Raw genomic sequence first — 21507 nt, 5'->3', positions numbered from 1 at the left:
TCGCATTCTACTGGTTCCGCAGCATATAACCCTGCCCTTTAATGGTATGGATCAGGGGGGAGCAGTCACGGCCCAGTCGCTCCCGTAGTCGGCTGATGTGTGTTTCAACCAGATTGGTGCGGATTGGAAAATCAATATCCCACACGGCCTGAAGCAGCATTTCACGAGAGAGCAGGACAAAAGGGTTGCGCATAAAATATTCAAGGAGTTTCAATTCCTGTGGCTGAATATAAAGCTTTACGCCAGCGCGCCACACCTCCCTGCTCAGCAGATCGACCTCGACATCCTCAAAAACCAGACGGGTTGTATTCAAAGGTAATTTATGCCGCCGCAGCAGGCTTTTTATTCTTGCTGATAATTCGGTCAAAGCAAAAGGTTTGACCAGATAGTCGTCTCCACCGCTGCGCAAACCACGGACACGATCATGAATACTATCCATGGTTGTCAGAAACAGGACGGGGGTCTGTATATTTTTTGCTCTCAGATGGGTCAGAATTGTCAAACCGTCCATGCCGGGAAGGCGGCGGTCAAGAATAATGCAATCCCACGTCCCCGATACAGCCAGTTCCAGAGCCTGTGTGCCGTGAGTGGCTGTAGTAATGCGAATTGGCGTTTCTTCAAAGAATTTTTCTATATACGCTACTGTTTTACGGTCATCTTCTATCAGAAGGACCGATGCCGCAGGGCAGGGTGTGTCCGCATTCATGCAATAGCTCCGGGTCGTGTGTCAGGATATATAAAAGACTGTTTTGGCGAAACTGTGATGCGTTTTCTGGGCAGATGCGCAACAATGCTGATTACTGCGGGCGTGGAAAAATACCCTAACCATTTGGTCGTCAGGAACGATTGCATAACTCCTGTTGTATGCGGCGTGAATGAATGCAAATGATGATTGCAGAAATATAAATTCCGGGAAATATAAAAATCCCAATGTTGGGCATATTTAATAACATATGGATAAAGATGGGGTTAGAACTCCTGTCGCTGGCATTGTTCTGCAATCAAGAACATGCGCTACGATGCAAGTCTGTTCAGGTTGTGTGATGAATATTTTCCATCAGTTATTTATACATATTCTTTGTTTTATCAGAGATTTCCCGAATTGGTTGCGTAGAAAGTGACGCCTGTTCCGTGCTGCTTTTGTCAAACCGGCGCGCATTGACGCTGCGGAGTGCTTGTTTATGGTCGTCTGGGTTGTTTTATTCTTTGCCGCAGTCATGGCGTTTGCCCTGAGTGCAGTCGCTGGAGGTGGGGCGGGGTTGGTTCTTATGCCAATCCTTGGAGTGATCCTGGCGCCAGAAAGTGTTCCTGCTGCACTTTCTATTGGCACAGCCGTAAGTTCTGTCTCTCGGATTGCATTTTTTTTCCAAAATATTCGTTGGGCCATCGTTGTTCGGTTTGTGCCCTTGGCGCTTCCTGCTGCATGGGGGGGCGTGCTGCTGCTTAGGCAAATGCAACCTGCGTATTTGAGTCTGCTTCTGGGCCTGTTTTTGTTGGGTAATCTGCCGTTTATGCTGCGTGGTCGTCGGGGGGTAAACAACAGCCAGATAACTGGTCCCCAAAGCATGGTCTGGTTGCCTGTTATTGGTGTGCTGGCGGGGTTTATTTCCGGATTTACGGGGGCAGTGGGGTTACTCTTTAACCAGTTTTATCACAAATTAGGCCTTGAGAAGTCGGAAATTGTTGCGACCCGTGCCGCCAATGATGTGCTTTTACATTTTGTTAAAGTCATCTTGTATGTCAACTATGGCATGGTCAGTCAGGCAACATTGCTGGCAGGGGGGCTTGTTGCCGTGGCTGCGCTGGCGGCTTCTTTTGGTATGAAGCTATTTTTGCATCATATTCCCGATCATCTGTTCAAACAGGTTGGGCATGGAGCGGCAGTGCTGGCCGGTGTGGCAATGATGGTAATGGCAGGCCAGCATGTTGTTGCCCAAGATCAGGTGGTTTTGCAATATACGCGACAAAGTCATGCTGTGGGTATGGCCGTGGACTGGCGGCAGCATCGCCTGTCTGTAGAAATGGAGGCGCCAATTGAGCTGGAAGTCCGGCATAGCCTGATTGCTCAGGAGATGCAGCCATCTTCCAATGCACCTTTGCAAAACGCCACCCTGTCTATTCTGCACATTTCGCCGTGGCAGGGGGTTTATGTGACACGGCTTGAATAGAGCCGTGGATTTCTATCCTATCCAGTCAGGGCGCATCGCTTATACGAGTGCTCCCAGCATAGCCACAACAACATCTGCCATAAGAAGAGTTGCAGCCCAGCCCAACCATTTTAACCAGCCCCGAATAACAAACTCCCCCATGACACGCTTGCTGGCTGACACAAGCATAATAATGACCATGATCGGAACGGCCGCCACGCCATTGAGCACAGCGCTCCAGAACAAAGCCTTTATGGGGTCGAGAGGGACAAAGTTAAGGATCATGCCAACCAGAGTTGCAATGACCAGTGTGGCGTAAAAGGCTTGGGCTTCCTTGGGGCGGTGTTTAAGGCCGGTGGGCCATTGGCGTGCTTCTCCCACAGCATAAGCGGCAGAGCCAGCCAGCACTGGCACGGCCAGTAACCCGGTGCCAATAATGCCAAGAGTAAAAATAAGGGAGGCAAAATTTCCAGCAATGGGCCGTAGCGCCTCTGCTGCCTGCGCGGATGTCTGGATATCCGTAATACCGCTGACATTCAGCGTGGCTGCCGTAGTGATAAGAATGGCTAGTGCAACAAGGTTGGAAAAACCCATGCCTACTAAAGTATCAATCCTGATCCGGCGTAGGGCATCTTTCCCTTGATCTGGGGCATCGATCAGCTTTGTACGGCGGGGGTAGACATGCATGTCCTCCACTTCTTGCGATGCCTGCCAGAAGAACAGATAAGGGCTGATTGTGGTGCCAAGGATTGCGACCAGAGCCGTCAGGTAGTCCGATGTCAGGGGATGGTTGGGCCAGAGCAGATTCCATGCCAGTGCGTGCCAGTTGACATGCACATATGCCAGTGCGGCAAAGTAGGCGAACAGGGCAAGAGTTAACCATTTGAGAACGGCAACATACCGCGTGTATTGCAAAAATACCTGCATGGAAATTGAAATGGCGGCAAAAAGCAGCACATAAAGTACACGGTGTGCAGGAACCAGCAGGTGCAGGGCATCTGCCATGGCGCCAAGGTCTGCGCCAAGGTTAATAATATTTGCAACCAGTAAGAGCATGATGACGCTGCTAAGCAACCATGTAGGGCAATGCTGGCGTAACACACCAGCCAGCCCGTACCCGGTTGTGCGACCGATACGCGCACTGATTGTCTGGATAGAGACCATGAGGGGGTACGTAACCAGCAGCGTCCAGGACAGCCCATAAGCAAACTGTGCGCCGACCTGAGAATAGGTGGCTATCCCGCTTGGGTCATCATCTGACGCGCCGGTAATGAGACCGGGCCCCAGAACATGGAACAGGCGAGGCCGGCTTGGCCCGACAGTCGGGCTTGGCATTTCCGGGTCATGGTCGGGAGTGTGGTCCGGTTTTTTAAAGCGGTCAGATGACAGGAGGAGTTTGCCGCTTTTGGTGCAACGGAATATCTGGGACGCTGCCATGGGGAGTTCAATTCTGCTAAAATGACTTTGTGGCCAGACCATAAGGCATATCGCAGCGCAAAAATATTAAATAGAAATGTATAATTAAGCCTCTATGGTAGAGGCTTTTGTGATTTTTATTGGGAGGAGGTGGTGGTATTGTAGAATTTTGAATTGAATATATTGTGGGCTTTATCTTAACAATATTAAATTTATATCAAAATAGAGTATTTTCGGATGTGTTGGAATATTTAAGCGTAAAAACCACCAGAATTTTTTTCCTGCATGATATTTTTAATCGTTTTATCCACAAATTTTTCGTTAGCATCTACGCGAGCTTCTTTCAGGTCATTGGCATAGACTTCGCCAGATCCGCTGAATGTAGCCTGAATACTGTTTGCATCAGTATTGCTCTTGGACGGAATCGTATTGTCCCGGATATTTGTATATGCCTGATTTACAAAAGAAACAGCGTATTTGTACATAGCTTACCCCTCCATGGCGCGAATATGCCTGTATTTTTAGAGTCGTGTAAAACAAAATTCGATATGAGGAAGCAATAATTTGGTATTTTTTATAACAATTGCGTGATTGTTGGCAACGCTGAGCTACGGTTGGGGGCGGGATTTTTTCACGTTTGGTACAGGCATGGGGGAGGTGCGCAGATTTCTCTGTATGTTTTGCAGGGAATGGAGAAACATACCCTCATAACGGACCAACGTGGGTACAAGGGGGGATCGTGGGCAATACCGAGCCGAGTGACTGGGCGACAGATGAGAATCTGGCCGTTCGGGTTGTTGCCATGCGGCGGGATACCAATGCGGCGGGCGATATTTTTGGCGGCTGGGTTGCCGCACAGATGGACCTTGCCGCCAGCACGGCGGCGGAAGGCTTTGCCGGGTGTAAATGTGTGACAGTGGCCATTAACGGCATGGTCTTTCACCACCCCATGGCGGTGGGGGATGAGCTGAATGTGTATACGCGTATTGTTAAGGTCGGTCGCACCTCCATTACCATCTGTGCTGAATCCGTGCGGCGTATCCGGCGCAGTAATATTCGGCAGAAGGTGACATCGGGGAACTTTGTTTTTGTTGCTGTGGGGGAGGATGGGCGACCACAAACCCTAGGCCAGAGCTGAACGCGGTGGTCAGTGCTGGTGGGGCGGCAGTACGCCCTTAAAGAGCATTGACGGGTTTACAGGTTGGCAATGATTTTGAGCCCGACCAGAGCCGCATCGGGAATATGCGATGTCTCGCCCGGGCGGATCATGTATTCAAATTCGGGCTGCACGGTAACACCGGGCATGGCATCAATCGCGTAATAGGCCTCAATCACGTGTGAGTCTGTTTGTGGCCCACGCACCTGTGCCCCCAAAGACAGTCCAGCCGCCTGAGTATACATCTGCCCCAGCCGCTTGCGGTCGCTGACGTGGTACCATGAATACATGATGCCAAGCCGGTCCGTCATACGGGACGGGATAAGGCCGTTAAAAGAGAGGCCACCATATGCCTCGTCTGAAATGGTGGAAACATGGGGCGTGTTGTGGATGTAGCCTGCCATCAGGTATCCACCAGCCATCTGGTTGCGCCCTCCCATGCGATAGACCATCTGATCTCCTTCAAACCAGAAAATATCCATGGGAGCACTCCGCTCGTGCTCAGGCTGTGCCAGCAGGGCGGCGGGTTTTGCCCCCAGAGCATCGGCATAGCGGGATGTATCGTGCGCGTAGCCGAATACATAGTGGCCGGGTAGGCGGTTACGGCTCAGAAAAGGCTGCCAGCTCACTTCCACAGGGAGCATCAGCCCCGTTGTCTGCTCGCTTCCCCAAGACCATCCGCTTGGATTGCCGCTGAGGGGGGAGACCTGATACGCACCCAGTTGCATCATGGTATCCCGCGTAGGGCGGAAGCGCATACGCGCCCCCCATGTGGCTTTGGGGTAAACGGAAAAACCTTGGTCCAGCTTAAGGGCTACAGGAGCGGAGCAGGTGACCATAAAGGAGCATAGGAGTGGAGATGTCGCAAAAACATGGGTGAGCGACATGCGGCCAAATGTAATGTCCATCCGGTTATTGAGGAACTGCTTTTCGGCGTACAGATCAACCAGATGGGCCACAACGTGCCCTGACAGGCCATAAACTTCCATCAGGTTGACATAATACTCCCCCACCATGTCGTGCGAGACCTCGCGCCCGGCGCGGTTCATCAACAGGGTATGAACAGACCAGCCTTCCAGCCCTGCCATTTTGCCCAGATCAAAATTCATCTGCAATGTCAGCTCATGCACATAGTCCATGCCCTGACGTGTGCCACCATTGATATTGGCCATGGTCTCGCCTTTGTAAGTAAAGGAGAAAGCAAATCCTTTTTGTTGCAAACGTGTACGAAAAAGCATGATCTGGGGCAGCAGATGACTGCTGCCAGCGGTGGGCACGTAGTAGGGGTCTTCCATATCCGTGCGGCGCTGGGCATCCACTTCCGACGGCAAAAGCCAGGATGGTCCTTCACGCAGGCTTAATGGTTCCAGTGTCATAATATGATGCGGTGTTTTAAGGCCGTAATCATTCACGCTGGGAATGTTCATGGTGGCAAGTCCCGGCCAAGGGGCCACTGGCACGCCGCTGGGGGGCAGTGGGGAGTTGTCGGGGCGTTGCAGAACATGGGGGTCGGGTAGCAGGGGCGGCTCTAACACAGGGGGCATGGCATGGTGCACCAGTGCTTCGGTGTTGGCTGGGGTGGACAGGAGTGTGCGGGCATATGCATGCGGTGCGGTGTAACAGGCCGCAAAACTCCATGCGGCCAGAGCCAGAAGCCCTGATGATTTGATGGTCATGTCGCGTGATCTGTTATTTTTTGAAAAAATGATTTTTCAAAAAACTTTCCAGTTGTTTGTGCGGGAACTGACGTGACCGGACAGGCGCGTCAGGCTTTGATAAACTGGAGTGTGCGTAACATGATTTTTTAAAAAACTTATTATAAGATAACGTGATTTCAAGCACGTATTGGTGAGTGGCTGCGTGCATAAAAAAACGCCCCGGACTTGCACCCGGAGCGTTTTTTACTTGGCACTATGCGTGGCAGATTATGAAACCTGAGGTTTGCGGGCATTGGCGGACGCCACGCGCTTGCCCCACTGCACCAGCATGTCCGTGCAGTCCGTCCGTTCAATCTGGCATTCGATAATGGTTGGACCACGGCGGTTGGCCTGCGCCTTTTTAATGGCTTCGGCCAGTTCCGCACCGGTTGTGACCGTCATGCCCAGACCATGGCCTTCACCCGCGTTGAACACGTTCATCAGGCCGGCATAATCCCAGTTCTTGATATAGTTGTAAGGCCCGTCATGGATGGCAATTTCAATGACGTAACCACGATTGTTCACCAAGAAAATAATGACTGGCAGTTCGTAACGCACCATCTGGGCGACTTCCTGCGCCGTCAGCTGGAAGGAACCATCCCCTACCATAACAATGTGTTCGCGGTCCTGCGACCCCATGGCATTCCCGAAGGAGGAGGGAACAGACCAGCCAATATGGCCCCACTGCATTTCTGTTTCCACGCGTGCATGGCGTGGCAGGTGCATGCGCATGGCGTTGAACCAGGAATCACCCGTTTCGGCCACAAGGGTGGTTTTGGATGTGAGCATACCGTTGATCTGACGGGTCATTTCGTCATTCGTCAGGCGTGCATCCGGGGCGGCAGGGGCAATTTTGGTCGGCGTATAGCGTGACTCCCGTGCACTGGCGGGGCGGGTGGGGGCTTTTTTGGCCAGTGCGCTCAGGAATTCGCGCAGAGTAAAGCCCTCAAACGTCTGCCCACCCACGGTTACGCGGTTGGGGTCAGCAACCAGTACGTTCTCACCCTTGGGCCATGCGGTCCAGCCAACGGTTGAGTAATCGTTGAACACGGGTGCAATGCACAGCACGGCATCGGCTTTTTCCACCAGTTCCTGCGTGCCGGGGGCGGAGACTTCTCCCCAGTAAAGGCCACGGAAGTTGGCGTGGTCTTCGGGGAACAGTCCTTTGGCTGCGGCCATAATGGTTACGGCGCAGCCAATACGGTCGGCCAGTGCTTCGGTTTCGCTCAACGCATGGGCGGAGCGGGCTTTGGTGCCAACCAGCATGACGGCCCGCTCGGATTTTTCCAGCAACGCCACGGCAGCATCCACAGCGGCGTTCAGGCTTGTGGTGTCGGGTGTCAGTTCTGCCAGCAGGGCGGTCACAGGGCCGGGGCGTACGCACGCGGCGGAGGACACGTTGCAGGCAATTTCCAGATACGCCGGTTTACGCTCACGCAGGGCGGTGCGGATGACGTGGTCGATCTTGGCTGGGGCGGAGGCGGCATCAGTAATGCTTTCCGCAGCGCAGGTTACGTGGCGCACCATTTCCAACTGGTAGCCATAATCGGTATTGCCCAGTGTGTGGTGCAGCACATGGCCGCTGCCATAGTCATTGCTGTTGGGCGAGCCGGAGATCAGGATAACGGGCAGGTTTTCCGCATAGGCGCCGCCAATGGCGTTCATGGCGGAAATGGCGCCTACGCTAAAGGTGACAACCGCTGCGGCGGCACCATGGGCGCGTGCGTAACCTTCAGCACTAAAGCCGCAGTTCAGTTCGTTGCAACAGTAGATCTGCTGCATGTCCTTGTTGAGCAGGAGCTGGTCAAGGAGTACGAGATTGTAATCCCCCGCCACGGCAAAATGATGTTTGAGACCGATCTGTGCCAGACGCTCGGCCAGATACATTCCAACTGTATAGGTCATGATGGGTATGCATTCCTCAAAAAATAGAACCCTGCGTGGACGGGGCATTGCGGTAAATAAACGCGTGATGCTGGGGGGATGTCCAATATATGAATCCCCTATAACCCATATGTAACCAATATGACTTATCAGGGGCCAATGAGCCCTTGTTATGCCCAAAAAAATTAACAAACCATTGTTATTCAATGGCTTGATATATATTTTAAAGATTTTCCTGTCCCGTCCCACAGGCGTGCCTGGTTTTGTATGGCGGCGGGGGGCACACCCTGTTTCACCTCAACGTGATACAGGGTGGAATGATACACTGTAATTTTGCTGCAAAAAGGCAGCATCTGTTTGGAAGCGACTGGTCGTGATTTAAAAATTCTGAATTATTATTGACAGAATTGAATAGAATGGAACACAGACCTTCATCTTTCCAAGGAATGGCGGGGTGTGGACCAGTCAGGGCGGTTTATCCAGGTCTGCAGCACTGATGTTTTTGGAAATTTCGGGTATTGGGAGAAAAAAATGGATCAACCGCTCAGGACGGGGGCTTGGGTCACATTGACCAATGTGTACCGGGTTCTTTTTGCGCTGCTCAGTGCCGGGGTCGGGCTTGCCCTCGCCTATGGTGGCGGACAGTTGCTGGCGTTGGGGGGCTCGGCATATTACCTGCTGGCAGGGCTTGCCTATATTGGGCTGGCAGCCCTGTTTTTCCTGCGTAAAAGCAGTGCTCTGCCTGCCAGCGTTGCCGTATTTGCGGCGACATGCGTATGGGCTTTGTACGACACGCCCCATATTGGTTACTGGGAGTTGCTGCCGCGTCTGGTTGTGCCTGCCATTCTGCTGGCACTGAGCCTTTGGCTGGCAGCCCTGTTCCCCAATATCCGTGCTGTTGTGCGGCGCTGGAGCGCTCTGGGTGGTCTGGCTGTGCTGGTTGCTCTGGTGGGCACGCTGGTTGCAGCGTTTTTCCCGCATGGTCGTATAGCCAACCCCGGTGCGTTGAGTGCAGAGGCCACCGTTGCGCAGGCCGGTCGGGCCGATGCGCCGCAGAACTGGGAGTTCTATGGCCGGAATGCCGCAGGCACACGCTTTGCGCCCTATGACCAGATTACGCCTGCCAATGTTGGTCAACTCAAGGTCGCATGGGTTTACCGTACGGGCCGCCGCATACGCGGGAGTGGTTTTGGTACGGATGAGAATACGCCCCAGCAGATCGGGAATGTACTGTATTCCTGCACACCAGAGAACCTGATTACGGCGATTGATGCCGATACGGGGCAGAAAATCTGGGCTTTTAACCCCGGAGCAAGCACGGCCGAGCACGTAAGCTGCCGTGGCGTCGGGTATTATGATCAGGACGCGGATACCAGCCTGACGCAGGAGCAGAAGTCCAACTCCCCCAACCCGGAATGCCGCCAGCGTATTCTGGTCTCCTCTGTTGATGCACGCCTGTTTGCGCTGGACGCCCACAGTGGTGCGCTCTGCAAAAGCTTTGGCGATGCAGGGTTTGTAGACCTTAAAAAGCAGATGGGGCCGACCGAAAACAGCAAGCGCTACCACCCCACCGCTGTTCCCGTGGTTATGGGGCATCTGGTTGTTATTGGTGGCTGGGTGCGTGACATTATGCCCGGCGAGCCTTCAGGCGTTGTGCGTGCGTTTGACGTGCGTGACGGCGCGCTCGCCTGGGCGTGGGATGTAGGGAACCCGGATAACACACATGCGCCCGCCCCCGACCAGACCTACACGCTCTCCACCCCCAATGTCTGGACCGTGCCGACATATGACAAGGAGCTGAACCTTGTTTACCTGCCTACGGGTAATGGCCCGCCAGATTACTGGGCTGGAGATCGTAGTGCGGCCAACAACCGGTTTGGCTCGGCGGTTGTGGCGGTAGATGCGGCTACAGGCCAGACCCGCTGGGTCTCCCAGTTGATCCACCACGATGTGTGGGATTATGACCTGCCGTCCCAGCCAGTGTTGTATGATGTCACCAACGCGCAGGGCGAGCGTATTCCTTCGCTGATCCAGACCACCAAGACCGGGCATATTTTTGTGCTGGACCGCCGCACAGGTAAACCCGTGACCGAGGTGGTGGAAAAGCCGGTGCCCACATCGCCCGCAGGGCAGGGTGAGCAGCTCTCCCCCACCCAGCCGTTTTCTGTTGGCATGCCGACCATTGGCGCAGACCCGCTGAGCGAAAGTGCCATGTGGGGGGTCAGCACGTTTGACCAGCTTTATTGCCGGATCATGTTCAAAAATTCGGTGTACGAAGGGCCGTTTACACCACCGGGCGAAAAACCGTACATTGAATGGCCCAGCCTTCTGGGTGGGATGAACTGGGGCGGCATTTCCATTGATGAGAACAGTGGCCTCATGTTTGTCAACGACATGCGCATGCCTTTGCGGATGTCGCTTGTCACGCGGGAGAACGCCAAAAAGTTCAAGGTCTCAACGGACGAGGTGCCGGGCTTTATGGGCACCATACGCCCGCAGCTTGCTGGCCCGTATGGCGGGGTAAAGATTGATATTCTGCAATCTCCTCTGGCGGTGCCGTGCAGCACGCCACCGTTTGGCACCATGACGGCTATTGACCTGCACAGCAAAAAAATTGTCTGGCAGGTTCCCATGGGTACGGTGGAGGATCTGGGGCCGCTGGGGATCAAAACCCACCTGCCTGTCCCCATTGGTATGCCCACATTGGGTGGACCGACCTCTACGGCATCGGGTCTGGTCTTTTTTGCTGGTACGCAGGATTATTACCTGCGCGCCCTGAACGCGCGGACCGGGCAGGAGGTGTGGAAGCAGCGCCTGCCAGTGGGTGCCGTGGCGGCCCCCCTTATTTACCGCTCACCCAGAACCGGGCGGGAATATGTGGTGATTTCCGCAGGCGGTGCCAGCCATTCGCCTGATGTGGGGGATTACATCATCGCCTATGCTCTGCCCGAGGGTGTAAGTCCGCACGAATAAGCTGCGTTAAAATATGGGGGCATTGTCCGGTTTGTCATAAGCCGGACAATGCCCTTTTTTTGTGCCAGTGTTCCCTGTGTTGTGCAGGTTCAGGGTTATGGCAGAAGTGCCAGCACCGTATCGGCCGGACGGCAGGCTCTGGCCCCTTTGGGGGTGACAACAACAGGGCGGTTGAGCAGTGCGGGGTGCTCGGCAATGGCATTCAGGATCTGGGCATCTGTTACGTCTGCCTTGTCCAGCCCGAGTTCTGCGCACAGTTTTTCTTTTGTGCGCAAAAGATCGCGTGCGCCCTGCGGGTCTTGGCGGGCAATTTCCTCAAGCTGTTTACGGCTGGGAGGGTTTTTCAGGTAAAGCACCACTTCGGGCTCTATCCCTGCGTTACGCACCAGTTCCAGCACGGAACGCGACGTGCCGCAGGATGGATTGTGGTAAACTGTTACAGTCATGTTACATGCCCCTTTTGCAAAGGCGCAATTGTTGCATGTTCTGCAAGGCTGGCAAGGGCCGGGGTTGTCTGGCAGGGGCGGCGGCAGACCACGGTTGAGGCAAAAAAGGAGCAGGTGCCACGTGCGTACAGTGACCGGCTGGTGGCAAAAACCGTTGACCATAAGCAAAAATATGTGGGCGGGGTTGTCTCTGGCATCCATGAACATTCCGCAGGTTCTGGGGTATGCGCGTATTGCGGGCATGCCCACGGTAACCGGGCTTTACACGGTGCTTTTTCCGCTGGTGGCTTTTGCCCTGTTTGGCTCATCCCGTCATCTGGTGGTCGCGGCTGATTCTGCTACCGCTGCCATTTTTTCCAGCGCTTTGTCGGAAATGGAGCCGGTGGGGAGTGCTGCTTACATACGGCTGGTCAGCGCGGTTGCCCTGCTTAATGCGGTGTTTTTGCTGGTTGCTCGCCTGTGCCGGTTGGGTTTTTTGGCGGATTTTTTGTCCCGTACGGTGCTGGTCGGTTTTTTGGCCGGTGTTGGCGTGCAGGTCAGCATGAGCATGTTATACGACATGGTGGGGCTGGAGGCAGGGTCGCACAATACTGTGGCGCAGTTTGCCGGGCTTGTGCAGGCTGTGGCGCATGTGCACCTGCTCTCGGTTGCCATATCCTGCGTGGCCTGCGCGCTCCTGCTGTGTGGTGGGCGTTTTCTGCCCGGTCGGCCTGTGGCGCTGGTGGTTGTGCTGGGCGCACTTGGGCTGAGCTGGCTGTTGGGGCTTGCGCGCTATGGTGTAACCGTTCTGGGGCCTATGCAGGGAGGCCTGCCGCATTTTCTGGTGCCCGTAGTTTCATGGCATCAGTTTTTAGCACTTTTGCCCATTTCGGCTTCCTGCGTGTTTGTTATTATTGCGCAAAGTGCGGCGACATCACACGCATTTGCCTATCGGCTGCATGAGACGGTCGATGCAAATGCCGATATTATGGGCCTGTGTGCCGCCAATGCCGTAGCGGGGATGAGTGGCACGTTTACGGTCAATGGCAGCCCGACCCAGACCGCCATGGCCGTGCAGGCCGGGGCAACAAGCCAGCGGGCGCAGCTTGTATTTGCTGCTGTCACCTTGTGCGTACTGCTGTTTTTTACCGGGCCACTCCAGTATTTGCCCCGCTGTATTCTGGGCTCTGTGGTGTTCTGTGTTGCTGTGGGCATGATTGATGTGGCAGCCCTTAACCATATCCGCAAGGAGAGTCCGGGGGAGTTCCGTCTGGCGCTGGTTACGCTGGCAACCGTGGTCAGTATTGGGGTGGAGCAGGGGATTTTTATTGCCATTGCCCTCTCCTTGTTCCGGCATGTGCGGCATAGTTACCGGCCCCATACCATGGTGCTCAGGCCCGACCCCGCAACACATGAGCTGGAGGCAAGCCCCGTGCGCGCCGGTATGCAGACGGAGCCGGGGCTTGTGATCTACCGCTTTTGTGCAGATCTGTTTTACGCGAACTGCTCGCTGTTTGCGGAGGATATTGATTTACTGCTGTGCAACCCACCCACTCCGGTGCGCTGCGTGGTGGTTGATTGCAGCGCCATTACAGATATTGATTACTCTGCTGCCAGCGTGGTGCGTGACGTGCTGTTCCGCCTGCAGATGCGCGGGGTAAGAGTGATTTTTGGTAGGGTAGCCTCTTATGCACTGGCCGATATGGAGCGCCACCATATTGTTGCAGCGCTGGGGGAGGGGAATATTTATGCCCAGTTGCATCAGGCCATGGCCAGTGCGCGGCAGACACTGGCGCAGCCGGAACCGAACAAAAGTGCTGCGGACAGCCTGTAAAAAATACGTTCGCGTAAGAGCCGGGGGGGCTTAACCCATAAGCTGGTGGATGCCCTGCCAGATCATATATGCAGCCACGACAAAGATCAGGCCGGCAAAAACAGTGGTCAGCCTGCCCGTGGAACCTGCCAGTGCGCGGGATGCCTTGGTGCCAATGCTGCACCCTATGGCGCCACCCAGAATGAACATTCCGGCCAGTTGCCAGTTGACGTAGCCGGAGAGCATGTAGCTCAAGGTCGTGCTCAGCCCGAATGCCGCAACAGCCACCAGGGATGTGCCAACCGCGTTAAGGATGGGCATGCTGGTCGAGGCCATAAGGCCGGGTACAATCAAAAACCCCCCGCCAATGCCAAAAAAACCGGACAGCACACCAGTGCCAAATCCGTATCCCATGACTTTGGGCGCGTTCTGCCTGTTACAGCTTGCGCCGGGGCAGCCTGTATTGTGGCGTCCACGGATCATCAGAACCCCCACCCCGATCATAAGGATGGCGAACAGCAGCAGCAGGTGCTTGCCGTCCATGGCCTTGCCAAGTGATGCTCCCAGAAAAGCGCCCCCAACGCCGCAAAGGGCAAAAATGCCGGCACAGCGCCACTTTACGGTTTTATTGCGTGCATGATGCGCCAGCCCGACCAGCGCGTTGATGGAGACAGAGAGCGCACTGGTGCCAATAGCCACATGGGCATTGGGCACCCCCACCAGATACACCATAAGTGGGACAGCCAGAATGGAACCGCCCCCCCCAACCAGCCCGAGGGTAAACCCCACAATGCCGCCAGAGGCAATTTCCAGCGCGATATGCAGGATGTGGGGCGTTAACATGGGCTCTCCGCAATAAAGGTGGTCTGGGTATGCACGCGAGGTTTACAGGCGATTGACGGGAATTTTGATATAGCTGACGCCATTGTCTTCAGGCTCAGGCATATGTCCACCGCGGATATTGACCTGCACGGAGGGCATGATCAGGTTTGGCAGGCTCAGGCTTGCATCACGCGTGGTGCGCATGCTGACAAATGCGTCTTCCTCCACACCATCATGAACATGAATATTATGTTCGCGTTCGGCCCCTACGGTTGTTTCCCACGCAAATGTATCGCGCCCGGGGGCTTTGTAATCGTGGCACAGGAACAGGCGGGTCTGTACGGGCAGGGTCAGCAGGCGGCGGATAGAGCGGTACAGCATGCGTGCATCCCCACCGGGAAAATCGGCGCGGGCAGTGCCATAATCGGGCATGAACAGCGTATCGCCAATAAAAGCGGCGTCCCCTATGACAAAGGCCATGTCCGCAGGTGTGTGGCCGGGTACATGCAGGGCAATACAGTCCAGATTACCGAGCTTGAAGCCCTCACCATCCCGGAACAGGTGGTTGAACTGGGAGCCATCGCGCGCGAACTCGGTTCCGGCATTGAAGATTTTGCCAAAAACCTCCTGCACTCGCACAATGTCGGCCCCAATGGCCAACTGGCCACCAAGCTGCTCCTGCAACCATGGTGCGGCGGAAAGGTGGTCGGCATGGGCGTGGGTTTCCAACTGCCAGGCAACGTGCAGCTTCTGCTCGCGCACGTAATCCACGATCTGCTGGGCAGACGCATAGTTGGTGCGGCCAGATGCGGGGTCATAATCCAGCACGCTGTCTATGACTGCGGCCTGCCTTGTGGCGGGGTCATGTACAACATGGCTTGCGGTAAAGGTCGCAGGGTCAAAAAAACTCCGCACGACGGGCCGGTCCTGCGGGTGGCGCAGCATCATCATAATCTGGGCCGTAGCTGCTGTGATGGCGGTATCCGACATGCGAAGACTCCAATGATTTATAACTTACTGTAACATTGTATATTTGGTTTCACTAAATATGAAACCATCTTGCGTCAAGATCGGGATTTCGCGTAAAGGAAACTGCCATGAATGATCGCATAGCAGATGCCTGTCCCCTGGTGCCTCTTTCCTCCTCCCTCAAGATCGGAGACGAGGCCCCAGATTTTACGGCCCGGACCACTCAGGGTGACTTCACGCTCAGCAGTCTGCGCGGGCGGTGGGTGATCCTGTTTTCGCATCCGGCTGATTTTACCCCGGTCTGCACCAGCGAATTTATTGCCATGGCCCGTGCCGTACCGCAGTTTGAATCCATGGATTGCGCCCTTGTTGGCCTGTCGGTGGATAGTCTGCCAGCCCATCTGGCATGGCTGGAGGCCATACGCGCCCGCTTTGGCGTGACAATCCCTTTCCCTGTGATCGAGGACCCGTCTCTGGCTATTGCCCGCGCCTATGGCATGCTGGACCTGGATGCGCGCAATAGCGCGACCGTGCGTGCGGCGTATTTTATTGACCCGCGCGGTATTGTGCGGGTGATTACATGGTACCCCGCAACAGTTGGCCGCTCCGTAGCCGAGATGCTCCGTGTCTTGCGCGCCCTGCAACGGGTGGAGCGAGGTGATGTCATGACCCCCGAAGGCTGGATGCCGGGTGCTGATGTGGTGTTGCCCGCAGGCCAGACGTATGATGAGGTCATGGCAGCAGGCCCGGACTGGTTCATGAACATGCAGCCGGATGCCGAGGCATGAGCGCGCTGTGTGTTGAGGAAGCGCGGCAGCTTGTGGAACGCATGAAGCTGTTTGCCCAGCCACAACGCCTGATGATTCTGGATGCTCTGCTGGAGCACAGCTCTCTGGCCGTGGGAGAGCTGGAAACCTGCACAGGTATTGGCCAGCCAACCCTGAGCCAGCAGTTGGGCGCGCTCCGGCGGGCCGAAATTGTGGTGCCACGGCGCGAATCCCGCACCATCCACTATAGCCTTGCCAGCGAGGAGGAGGCCCTGCGCGCGCGTGCACTGATTGGCCTGCTACGGGGGGACCGTGCGGCTCTGCCAGCCCTGCGTGCTGTCTCCGAGCGTTATGCGGCCAGCAATCGCACCACTGCCCAGCGGGAGGCGGAAGGTGGTGCGCAGTTCGCCCTGATCCGCACCAGTGACACGCCCCGTTCCTGACGTGGTGCCGGGCAGCACCCACGCGCTGGTCCGCTGTGGCTGGGCCGAGGCCAATGACCTGCTCCGCACCTACCATGACCGGGAATGGGGGCAACCTGTGACGCAAAGCCGCGCCCTGTGGGAGGCGCTGGTGCTGGAAACATTTCAGGCCGGGCTGTCGTGGAATACGGTTTTGCAAAAACGTGAGAACTTCCGCGCCGCATTCTGTGGTTTTGACCCGCACAAGGTTGCGGCCTTTACCCCCGATGATCAGGCGCGGTTGATGGAAAATACCGGTATTATCCGCTCCCGTGCCAAAATTGCTGCGACCATTGCCAATGCGCAGGCTTGGCTGGCCATGCACAATGCAGGGGAGGATTTTTCCGCATTTGCATGGGGCATGGTGCATGCAGCGCAGGCGCACGAGCGCGGCACAGGGTTGGAGGCACAAACCCCTTTGTCGGGCAGGGTTGCAAAAGCTCTCAAGCACAAGGGCTTCCGCTTTGTTGGCTCCACAACCGCGCAGGCCTGGATGCAGGCGGTGGGTATGCTGGACGGGCACGAGGCCGCGTGTTTTTGCTACCGGGGTGCCTCTTCCAGACCCTGAGCCGGGGCCTGGCCCAGTGCGCCGGTTGCAAAGCCAAGGCTGGCAGCAGCAATAAGGGCTGCGTAATAAGCATCCGAGCGGGCCAGTTGTGCATCAACCAGTCCGCTCTGGGCCAGTGTTGCGGGTGTTATGGAACCAACACCACTGCGATAGGCTGCAAAGGCTGCATCAAAACTGGTCTGGGCAGCAGCCTCCAGCTTGGTGGCGGCCCGGTAAGCGCTCAGGCCCGTGTGTAGGCCGTTTTGTGCGGCAACAATCTGCTTGGCAGAGTCGTCTACTGTCTGCTCCAGCGTGACCTGCGTGCTGTCTGCCCGGCTTTGGGCCTGTTTGAGCACGGCGGCACGCATCCCGCCATCAAAAATGGGGACAGAAATACCGCCCAGCACAAGGCTGCTGAAGTTGTTGGAAGAGAGGTTGAGGGTGGGGGATGAATCGGTCCCCGCTCCAGGCACGGAGGAGAGCGCCAGATGCCCGGTAGTGTAGGCGACATTGCCGGTTACAAACACTTTGGGCAGGAACTCGGCCTTGGCGGCGGTAACATTGCTGCGCGCGGCTTTTGCTGCGGCATAGGCCGCCAGCACGTCCGGGCGTTGCGATACAGCGGTGCGGATCATCTCGTCCGTCATGCGCATGTCGTCTATGTTCAGCACCCGTCCGGAGACATCCTGCGTGTGCAGGCGCGTGGCGGGGGCAATGCCCATGGCGGTCATGAGTTCCAGATAGGTGTTTTCAATTCCGTTCTGGGCCTGCACAAGGCGTAGCTCTGCCTGAGCAGTCATCTGCTGGGTCTGGGCAACATCCACAACAGTGCCTTGTCCCTGATGCAGGCGTGCTTCTGCAGCAGCCTGTATGGTCTGGGCATTGCGGAGGGACTGCGCGACCAGCCCGGCGCGGGCAACGGCTGCGGCGTGGGTGTAAAAGGCCAGTGTTACGCCATAAATGACTTTCTGATGGGCGGCGGTAAACAGCACATTGCTGGCCAGTTGCAACTGGGATGCCGCATCAATCATGGCCTCGCGCTTGCCAAAGTCGAACAGCAGCCATTCCATGTTCAGCGTCTGCACCTCCCCATGCCCGTTGTTGTGGGTTCTGGGGGTGTCCATGTTGTTGACGATACTGCCCGGCAGTCCGCCATTTTCAACACTCAGGTCGCTGTTGTTGTGCCGGGTGCCATAGCCGCCAACAATGGAAGCACTCAGGTGGGGGACATAAGCGGTGCGCGCAATGCCCACTGTGAGTGCCGCATTGCGTGCTGCATCCCACGCCCTGCGGGTGCTGGGGTTGTTGGACTGGGCAATGTCGATCAACTCGGGGAGCGAGTATGGGTGTGCCGTGTCTATCGCACCATCCGGCGCGCGGGGCGTTATGGCATGGTTGGCAGGTAGTACATAACCGGGGGGCAGCATAAGCCCCCGCCGCCCCGCTTTGCCGGGCAGGAGCTCGCCATTGGCGGCAACATTGGGCTGCCACGGCATGTCTGGCCGTGCGGGTGCGCTGTTGAGTGCCTGTGTGGCACAGCCTGACAGGCTCAGCAGCAGGCTGGGTATGGCTAGCAGGATCCGGGTCTGTGCGCGGTCTATCATGTCAGAGCCTGTTCCATATCCTGTATGTGGTGCTGCACGGCGTGACGTTGAGCGGGCAAAAGCCCGTCCTCGGCCGCAATGGCCGCCTGTCGTGTTAAAATGGCGTAGGTGGGCAGGAGCGGCATGTGAGCACGCATGTGCTGCGGTTCAGCTTCCGCCAGTTCCAGTGCCCGCTCCGCACCGGACAGGTCCTCCTGCACGGTGGAGGCCAGCCGGACCTGTTCGGCGGGATCTGTGGTTGTTGTCAGTTTTTTCAGGCTATCCAGCAGGGTGCGCCACCGTTGTGCAATTGGGGCATAGGCACTGGTGGGCCAGAACGTGACAAAAACGGCATAGGTAATAAAATTGCCCAACAGAATGCCAATAATACGGTCGCGGGCGGTGGTCATATCTGCGGTGGGACCATACCCTTTGAGGTCGCTCAGAAAAAAGGCAAGCCCGATCTGGAAGCCTGCATAGGCTATGCGCTCGTCACCATTTTTGATCCATGAGGCAAACAGGGACACAACAAAAATCAGCAGCAGAAAAGCAGCAATATTGTAAAGATGCGGCAGGATGAAAATAATGGAGGCAATGCCAATGCTGCCTCCCACCAGTGCACCGCTAATACGCAGCCGGAGCTTTGTTGTCATTTCCCCCACGGTGGGGAGAGCAACAATAAAGCAGGTGATAATGCAGGTGTGTATGCCCGGCCAGAAGAGAATGGTGAAAATAAAATAGCTGATCAGCACCGCTGTCGTACCCTTGACGGCAAAGCGGACATGCTCGGGGTTGCTGAATGCATCGGGTACAAAAAATCCCGATTTTTCTTCCGGTGGGCGGGTGTGCTGTGCGGCTGGTTCGGCCGGGTTGGTAAAGACGTGGAGCAGGGCCGCAAGTTCGGCCAGAGCCGGTGTGCTGGGCGGGGCATGCAGGAGAGGCACATCCTGCGGGTAGCCGTTATGCGAGAAAATTTCGGCCATGTTGCGCAGGGTTTGCGGAAAATCCTGCCCTTCTGGCGGCCTCTCCCCATGGCGGAAGGCTGTATGGGTCAATGCAAGGGCTGCGGCACTGGAGTAGGCGGCTTGCTCCAGATGGGCCAGATGGTCCTTGCTCAGGATTTTTTCCAGCCGGGCCATTTTCAGCAGTTTGAGCATGCCGCTGGTGCCTGCACGTAATGTCGTGCGGGCGTAGTCGAGCTGGTAGCGGTCGGGTTGTTCGAGCAAGGTGGCGCACAGGCGCAGGCGCGCGGCAATTTCGCGCATCAATAATGTAGCAGGCGAGGGGCAGATGAGTGGGCCACACACGATCATGACCGCGCCGGGCACCAGAATGAACAGATCGGCGTACAGCAGGGCGCGGGTTGCCAACTCACCAATGGGGGCCTGATCCGCAACAATTAGTGCAAAAACAACAATCAGCCCCAAAAGATAGGAGACGGGTTTGAGTTTGCTGGCCGAACCCAGAAAAAAGAATGCGAAGGACAGCAGCATAATAGCCACGACCAGAGCAAACGGGTGGTCCAGCGTGAGGTGAATCAGCACAAAAAGAAGGGACAGAATAAGGACGATCAGTACATTGACCGCAACACCTGCCAGCAGGTTGGTTGTGCGGTCCTTCTGCCAGAGCGCCATTGTGCACAGGGCGGGCACAGCCAGATCAGGGATCTGCCATATCTCCCCGATTAGCACCACTATGGTACATGCCGCAGCCATACGCAGGCTGTGCCCCCCCCGCCCCGGCAGAGGGGCGCGGATCAGCCACCATAACCGTGCCAGAGTGCTGTCGCCTGTGTCAGTCGCAGGCAGCGCCATGGCGTATTTCCACTGTGGCCGTGGCCCCGAGCCGCAGCAGTTGCGGGTTGGCATGTTCCAGCCTGATCCGGACGGGAAAACGCTGGGCGACATGGACCCAGTCCATCTCCCGCGGGACAATGGGGAGTGTGCGGCTCAACCCCGCAGAATCGGCGGAAAAAACACCCCAGCCAATGCTTTCCACATGGCCGCGTATGGCTGTGTCGCGGTTGATCATGGAGTAAACCGTGGCACAATCACCCGGATGAATGGCGTGTAGTGTTCCTTCGCGCATATTGGCGGTTACAAACCATGCGTCATCGGCGATCAGGGTAAACAGGACCTGTGACGGCATGAGCACTTCCCCCGGTATGACCCGCAGACTGGTGACGTAGCCGTCTGCCGGGGCCGTAACGGTGGTCTGGCGCAGCGCGTAGCGTGCCTGTGCCAATGTGGCCTCCGCCACCTGCCGCGCTGCAATGGAGCTGTTAAGGTCGCCTACCGCAACCTGAGCGGCATTTGCCTGTAGGTGGCTCTGGTCCAGTGTTATGCCCGAATCATGCAGGGCTACCTGTGCCTGATCGTATTGCTGCCATGGAATATAGGATTTGCTGGCAAGTGGGCGCAGGCGCTCCACAGTGCGCGCCGCAAGTTCCTGATTAGTCTTGGCGCGTAACGCCTGATTTTTGGCAATGTCGGCATTGGCCGCTTCCACCGCAACCAGACGCTGCTGCTGCTCCACCCCTGCCTGAGTAAGTGCCAGCCCGGCTATGGCCTGCTGGACGGCCAGATTATACGGCTCGGGGTCGAGTTGGTACAGCAGATCTCCCTTTTTGACCGACTGGTTGACGTGGACATGCAGGCTTTGCAACCGCCCGCCAACAGTGGAGGCAACATGCACGACCTCTGCATCCACCGTGCCGGTATCGGACGAGGGGTAGGATTCGTCTTTCCCCATGACATAAATGCCAAGGGCGGATGCGGCGACAATACAGACAATGGCAATGGTCATGCCAAGGGGGCTGCGTGTGGTGAGGGGTATTTTTTTCATGCG

At 56.3% G+C, this 21507-nt stretch carries 18 protein-coding genes; 7 read left to right on the top strand and 11 right to left on the bottom strand.

What is annotated here, in order from left to right; all coding sequences use genetic code 11:
• Positions 1-7: 7 nt before the first annotated feature.
• Positions 8-706: a response regulator transcription factor gene (locus HK26_RS07330; protein WP_086639182.1), complete on the bottom strand. Its 699-nt coding sequence runs from the start codon at positions 704-706 to the stop codon at positions 8-10.
• Positions 707-1181: 475 nt separating this feature from the next.
• Between HK26_RS07330 and HK26_RS07325 the strand changes: the two genes are divergently transcribed.
• Complete coding sequence (locus HK26_RS07325) at positions 1182-2168, top strand: sulfite exporter TauE/SafE family protein (protein WP_086639181.1); 987 nt, start codon at positions 1182-1184, stop codon at positions 2166-2168.
• 39 nt (positions 2169-2207) lie between these two features.
• Here the strand turns inward: HK26_RS07325 and HK26_RS07320 are convergent, their stop codons facing one another.
• Together HK26_RS07320 and HK26_RS07315 are read right to left on the bottom strand one after the other, a co-directional pair.
• Positions 2208-3584 carry an NRAMP family divalent metal transporter gene (locus tag HK26_RS07320; RefSeq protein WP_219337083.1) on the bottom strand — a complete coding sequence of 459 codons (1377 nt, stop codon included), beginning with the start codon at positions 3582-3584 and terminating at the stop codon, positions 2208-2210.
• Positions 3585-3814: 230 nt separating this feature from the next.
• Complete coding sequence (locus HK26_RS07315) at positions 3815-4048, bottom strand: hypothetical protein (RefSeq protein WP_086639180.1); 234 nt, start codon at positions 4046-4048, stop codon at positions 3815-3817.
• A 317-nt stretch (positions 4049-4365) separates the two neighbouring features.
• Between HK26_RS07315 and HK26_RS07310 the strand changes: the two genes are divergently transcribed.
• On the top strand, positions 4366-4701 hold the full coding sequence (locus tag HK26_RS07310) for an acyl-CoA thioesterase (RefSeq protein ID WP_086639197.1): 336 nt from the start codon (positions 4366-4368) through the stop codon (positions 4699-4701).
• Between the two features lie 56 nt (positions 4702-4757).
• Here the strand turns inward: HK26_RS07310 and HK26_RS07305 are convergent, their stop codons facing one another.
• Both HK26_RS07305 and HK26_RS07300 read right to left on the bottom strand, forming a co-directional pair.
• Positions 4758-6263 carry a carbohydrate porin gene (locus HK26_RS07305; protein WP_257640911.1) on the bottom strand — a complete coding sequence of 502 codons (1506 nt, stop codon included), beginning with the start codon at positions 6261-6263 and terminating at the stop codon, positions 4758-4760.
• Positions 6264-6644: 381 nt separating this feature from the next.
• Complete coding sequence (locus HK26_RS07300; RefSeq protein WP_086639178.1) at positions 6645-8321, bottom strand: alpha-keto acid decarboxylase family protein; 1677 nt, start codon at positions 8319-8321, stop codon at positions 6645-6647.
• Positions 8322-8831: 510 nt separating this feature from the next.
• Here HK26_RS07300 and HK26_RS07295 point away from each other — a divergent pair.
• Entirely contained in the window at positions 8832-11273 is a 2442-nt protein-coding gene (locus HK26_RS07295; protein WP_086639196.1) for a membrane-bound PQQ-dependent dehydrogenase, glucose/quinate/shikimate family, read from the top strand.
• Between the two features lie 95 nt (positions 11274-11368).
• Here HK26_RS07295 and arsC read toward each other — a convergent pair whose 3' ends face one another.
• Complete coding sequence (arsC, locus tag HK26_RS07290; RefSeq protein WP_086639177.1) at positions 11369-11719, bottom strand: arsenate reductase (glutaredoxin); 351 nt, start codon at positions 11717-11719, stop codon at positions 11369-11371.
• Between the two features lie 172 nt (positions 11720-11891).
• Between arsC and HK26_RS07285 the strand changes: the two genes are divergently transcribed.
• Entirely contained in the window at positions 11892-13532 is a 1641-nt protein-coding gene (locus HK26_RS07285; protein WP_086639195.1) for a SulP family inorganic anion transporter, read from the top strand.
• Between the two features lie 30 nt (positions 13533-13562).
• Here the strand turns inward: HK26_RS07285 and HK26_RS07280 are convergent, their stop codons facing one another.
• Both HK26_RS07280 and HK26_RS07275 read right to left on the bottom strand, forming a co-directional pair.
• Positions 13563-14354 carry a sulfite exporter TauE/SafE family protein gene (locus tag HK26_RS07280; RefSeq protein ID WP_086639176.1) on the bottom strand — a complete coding sequence of 264 codons (792 nt, stop codon included), beginning with the start codon at positions 14352-14354 and terminating at the stop codon, positions 13563-13565.
• Between the two features lie 42 nt (positions 14355-14396).
• A complete protein-coding gene (locus tag HK26_RS07275) occupies positions 14397-15323 on the bottom strand; it encodes an MBL fold metallo-hydrolase (protein WP_086639175.1) in 927 nt (308 codons plus the stop codon).
• Positions 15324-15430: 107 nt separating this feature from the next.
• Here HK26_RS07275 and HK26_RS07270 point away from each other — a divergent pair, with 107 nt between their 5' ends.
• Genes HK26_RS07270 through HK26_RS07260 form a run of 3 tightly spaced genes read left to right on the top strand, consistent with a single transcriptional unit; the run spans position 15431 to position 17098 of the window.
• The gene (locus tag HK26_RS07270) at positions 15431-16090 is read left to right on the top strand and encodes a peroxiredoxin (RefSeq protein WP_086639174.1); all 660 of its coding nucleotides are present in this window, start codon (positions 15431-15433) and stop codon (positions 16088-16090) included.
• Positions 16087-16512: an ArsR/SmtB family transcription factor gene (locus tag HK26_RS07265; protein WP_086639173.1), complete on the top strand. Its 426-nt coding sequence runs from the start codon at positions 16087-16089 to the stop codon at positions 16510-16512. Before HK26_RS07270 ends, HK26_RS07265 begins: the two co-directional genes overlap by 4 nt.
• Entirely contained in the window at positions 16493-17098 is a 606-nt protein-coding gene (locus tag HK26_RS07260) for a DNA-3-methyladenine glycosylase I (RefSeq protein WP_257640909.1), read from the top strand. The genes HK26_RS07265 and HK26_RS07260 overlap by 20 nt, the downstream gene beginning before the upstream one ends.
• Here HK26_RS07260 and HK26_RS07255 read toward each other — a convergent pair.
• From HK26_RS07255 to mdtN, 3 genes are read right to left on the bottom strand one after another with little or no spacing between them, the layout of a single operon-like run.
• Positions 17071-18681: a TolC family protein gene (locus tag HK26_RS07255; RefSeq protein WP_086639172.1), complete on the bottom strand. Its 1611-nt coding sequence runs from the start codon at positions 18679-18681 to the stop codon at positions 17071-17073. The two genes, HK26_RS07260 and HK26_RS07255, sit on opposite strands and share 28 nt — an antisense overlap.
• Entirely contained in the window at positions 18678-20528 is a 1851-nt protein-coding gene (locus HK26_RS07250) for an FUSC family protein (protein WP_257640908.1), read from the bottom strand. Before HK26_RS07250 ends, HK26_RS07255 begins: the two co-directional genes overlap by 4 nt.
• Complete coding sequence (gene mdtN, locus HK26_RS07245) at positions 20455-21504, bottom strand: multidrug transporter subunit MdtN (protein ID WP_086639170.1); 1050 nt, start codon at positions 21502-21504, stop codon at positions 20455-20457. Before mdtN ends, HK26_RS07250 begins: the two co-directional genes overlap by 74 nt.
• Positions 21505-21507: the final 3 nt, after the last annotated feature.

It is taken from the genome of Acetobacter okinawensis (assembly GCF_002153655.1).
GTDB lineage: Bacteria > Pseudomonadota > Alphaproteobacteria > Acetobacterales > Acetobacteraceae > Acetobacter > Acetobacter okinawensis_A.
Note: the sequence above shows the minus strand (reverse complement) of the source record. Positions and strands in the feature narration are given on the sequence as shown.

What these genes read in the sequence shown, in the direction of transcription:
- HK26_RS07330 (WP_086639182.1), bottom strand. Translation starts at nt 706, where the DNA reads ATGAATGCGGACACACCCTGCCCTGCGGCATCGGTCCTTCTGATAGAA.
- HK26_RS07325 (WP_086639181.1), top strand. Translation starts at nt 1,182, where the DNA reads ATGGTCGTCTGGGTTGTTTTATTCTTTGCCGCAGTCATGGCGTTTGCC.
- HK26_RS07320 (WP_219337083.1), bottom strand. Translation starts at nt 3,584, where the DNA reads ATGGCAGCGTCCCAGATATTCCGTTGCACCAAAAGCGGCAAACTCCTC.
- HK26_RS07315 (WP_086639180.1), bottom strand. Translation starts at nt 4,048, where the DNA reads ATGTACAAATACGCTGTTTCTTTTGTAAATCAGGCATATACAAATATC.
- HK26_RS07310 (WP_086639197.1), top strand. Translation starts at nt 4,366, where the DNA reads ATGCGGCGGGATACCAATGCGGCGGGCGATATTTTTGGCGGCTGGGTT.
- HK26_RS07305 (WP_257640911.1), bottom strand. Translation starts at nt 6,263, where the DNA reads ATGCCCCCTGTGTTAGAGCCGCCCCTGCTACCCGACCCCCATGTTCTG.
- HK26_RS07300 (WP_086639178.1), bottom strand. Translation starts at nt 8,321, where the DNA reads ATGACCTATACAGTTGGAATGTATCTGGCCGAGCGTCTGGCACAGATC.
- HK26_RS07295 (WP_086639196.1), top strand. Translation starts at nt 8,832, where the DNA reads ATGGATCAACCGCTCAGGACGGGGGCTTGGGTCACATTGACCAATGTG.
- arsC (WP_086639177.1), bottom strand. Translation starts at nt 11,719, where the DNA reads ATGACTGTAACAGTTTACCACAATCCATCCTGCGGCACGTCGCGTTCC.
- HK26_RS07285 (WP_086639195.1), top strand. Translation starts at nt 11,892, where the DNA reads ATGTGGGCGGGGTTGTCTCTGGCATCCATGAACATTCCGCAGGTTCTG.
- HK26_RS07280 (WP_086639176.1), bottom strand. Translation starts at nt 14,354, where the DNA reads ATGTTAACGCCCCACATCCTGCATATCGCGCTGGAAATTGCCTCTGGC.
- HK26_RS07275 (WP_086639175.1), bottom strand. Translation starts at nt 15,323, where the DNA reads ATGTCGGATACCGCCATCACAGCAGCTACGGCCCAGATTATGATGATG.
- HK26_RS07270 (WP_086639174.1), top strand. Translation starts at nt 15,431, where the DNA reads ATGAATGATCGCATAGCAGATGCCTGTCCCCTGGTGCCTCTTTCCTCC.
- HK26_RS07265 (WP_086639173.1), top strand. Translation starts at nt 16,087, where the DNA reads ATGAGCGCGCTGTGTGTTGAGGAAGCGCGGCAGCTTGTGGAACGCATG.
- HK26_RS07255 (WP_086639172.1), bottom strand. Translation starts at nt 18,681, where the DNA reads ATGATAGACCGCGCACAGACCCGGATCCTGCTAGCCATACCCAGCCTG.
- HK26_RS07250 (WP_257640908.1), bottom strand. Translation starts at nt 20,528, where the DNA reads ATGCCAACCCGCAACTGCTGCGGCTCGGGGCCACGGCCACAGTGGAAA.
- mdtN (WP_086639170.1), bottom strand. Translation starts at nt 21,504, where the DNA reads ATGAAAAAAATACCCCTCACCACACGCAGCCCCCTTGGCATGACCATT.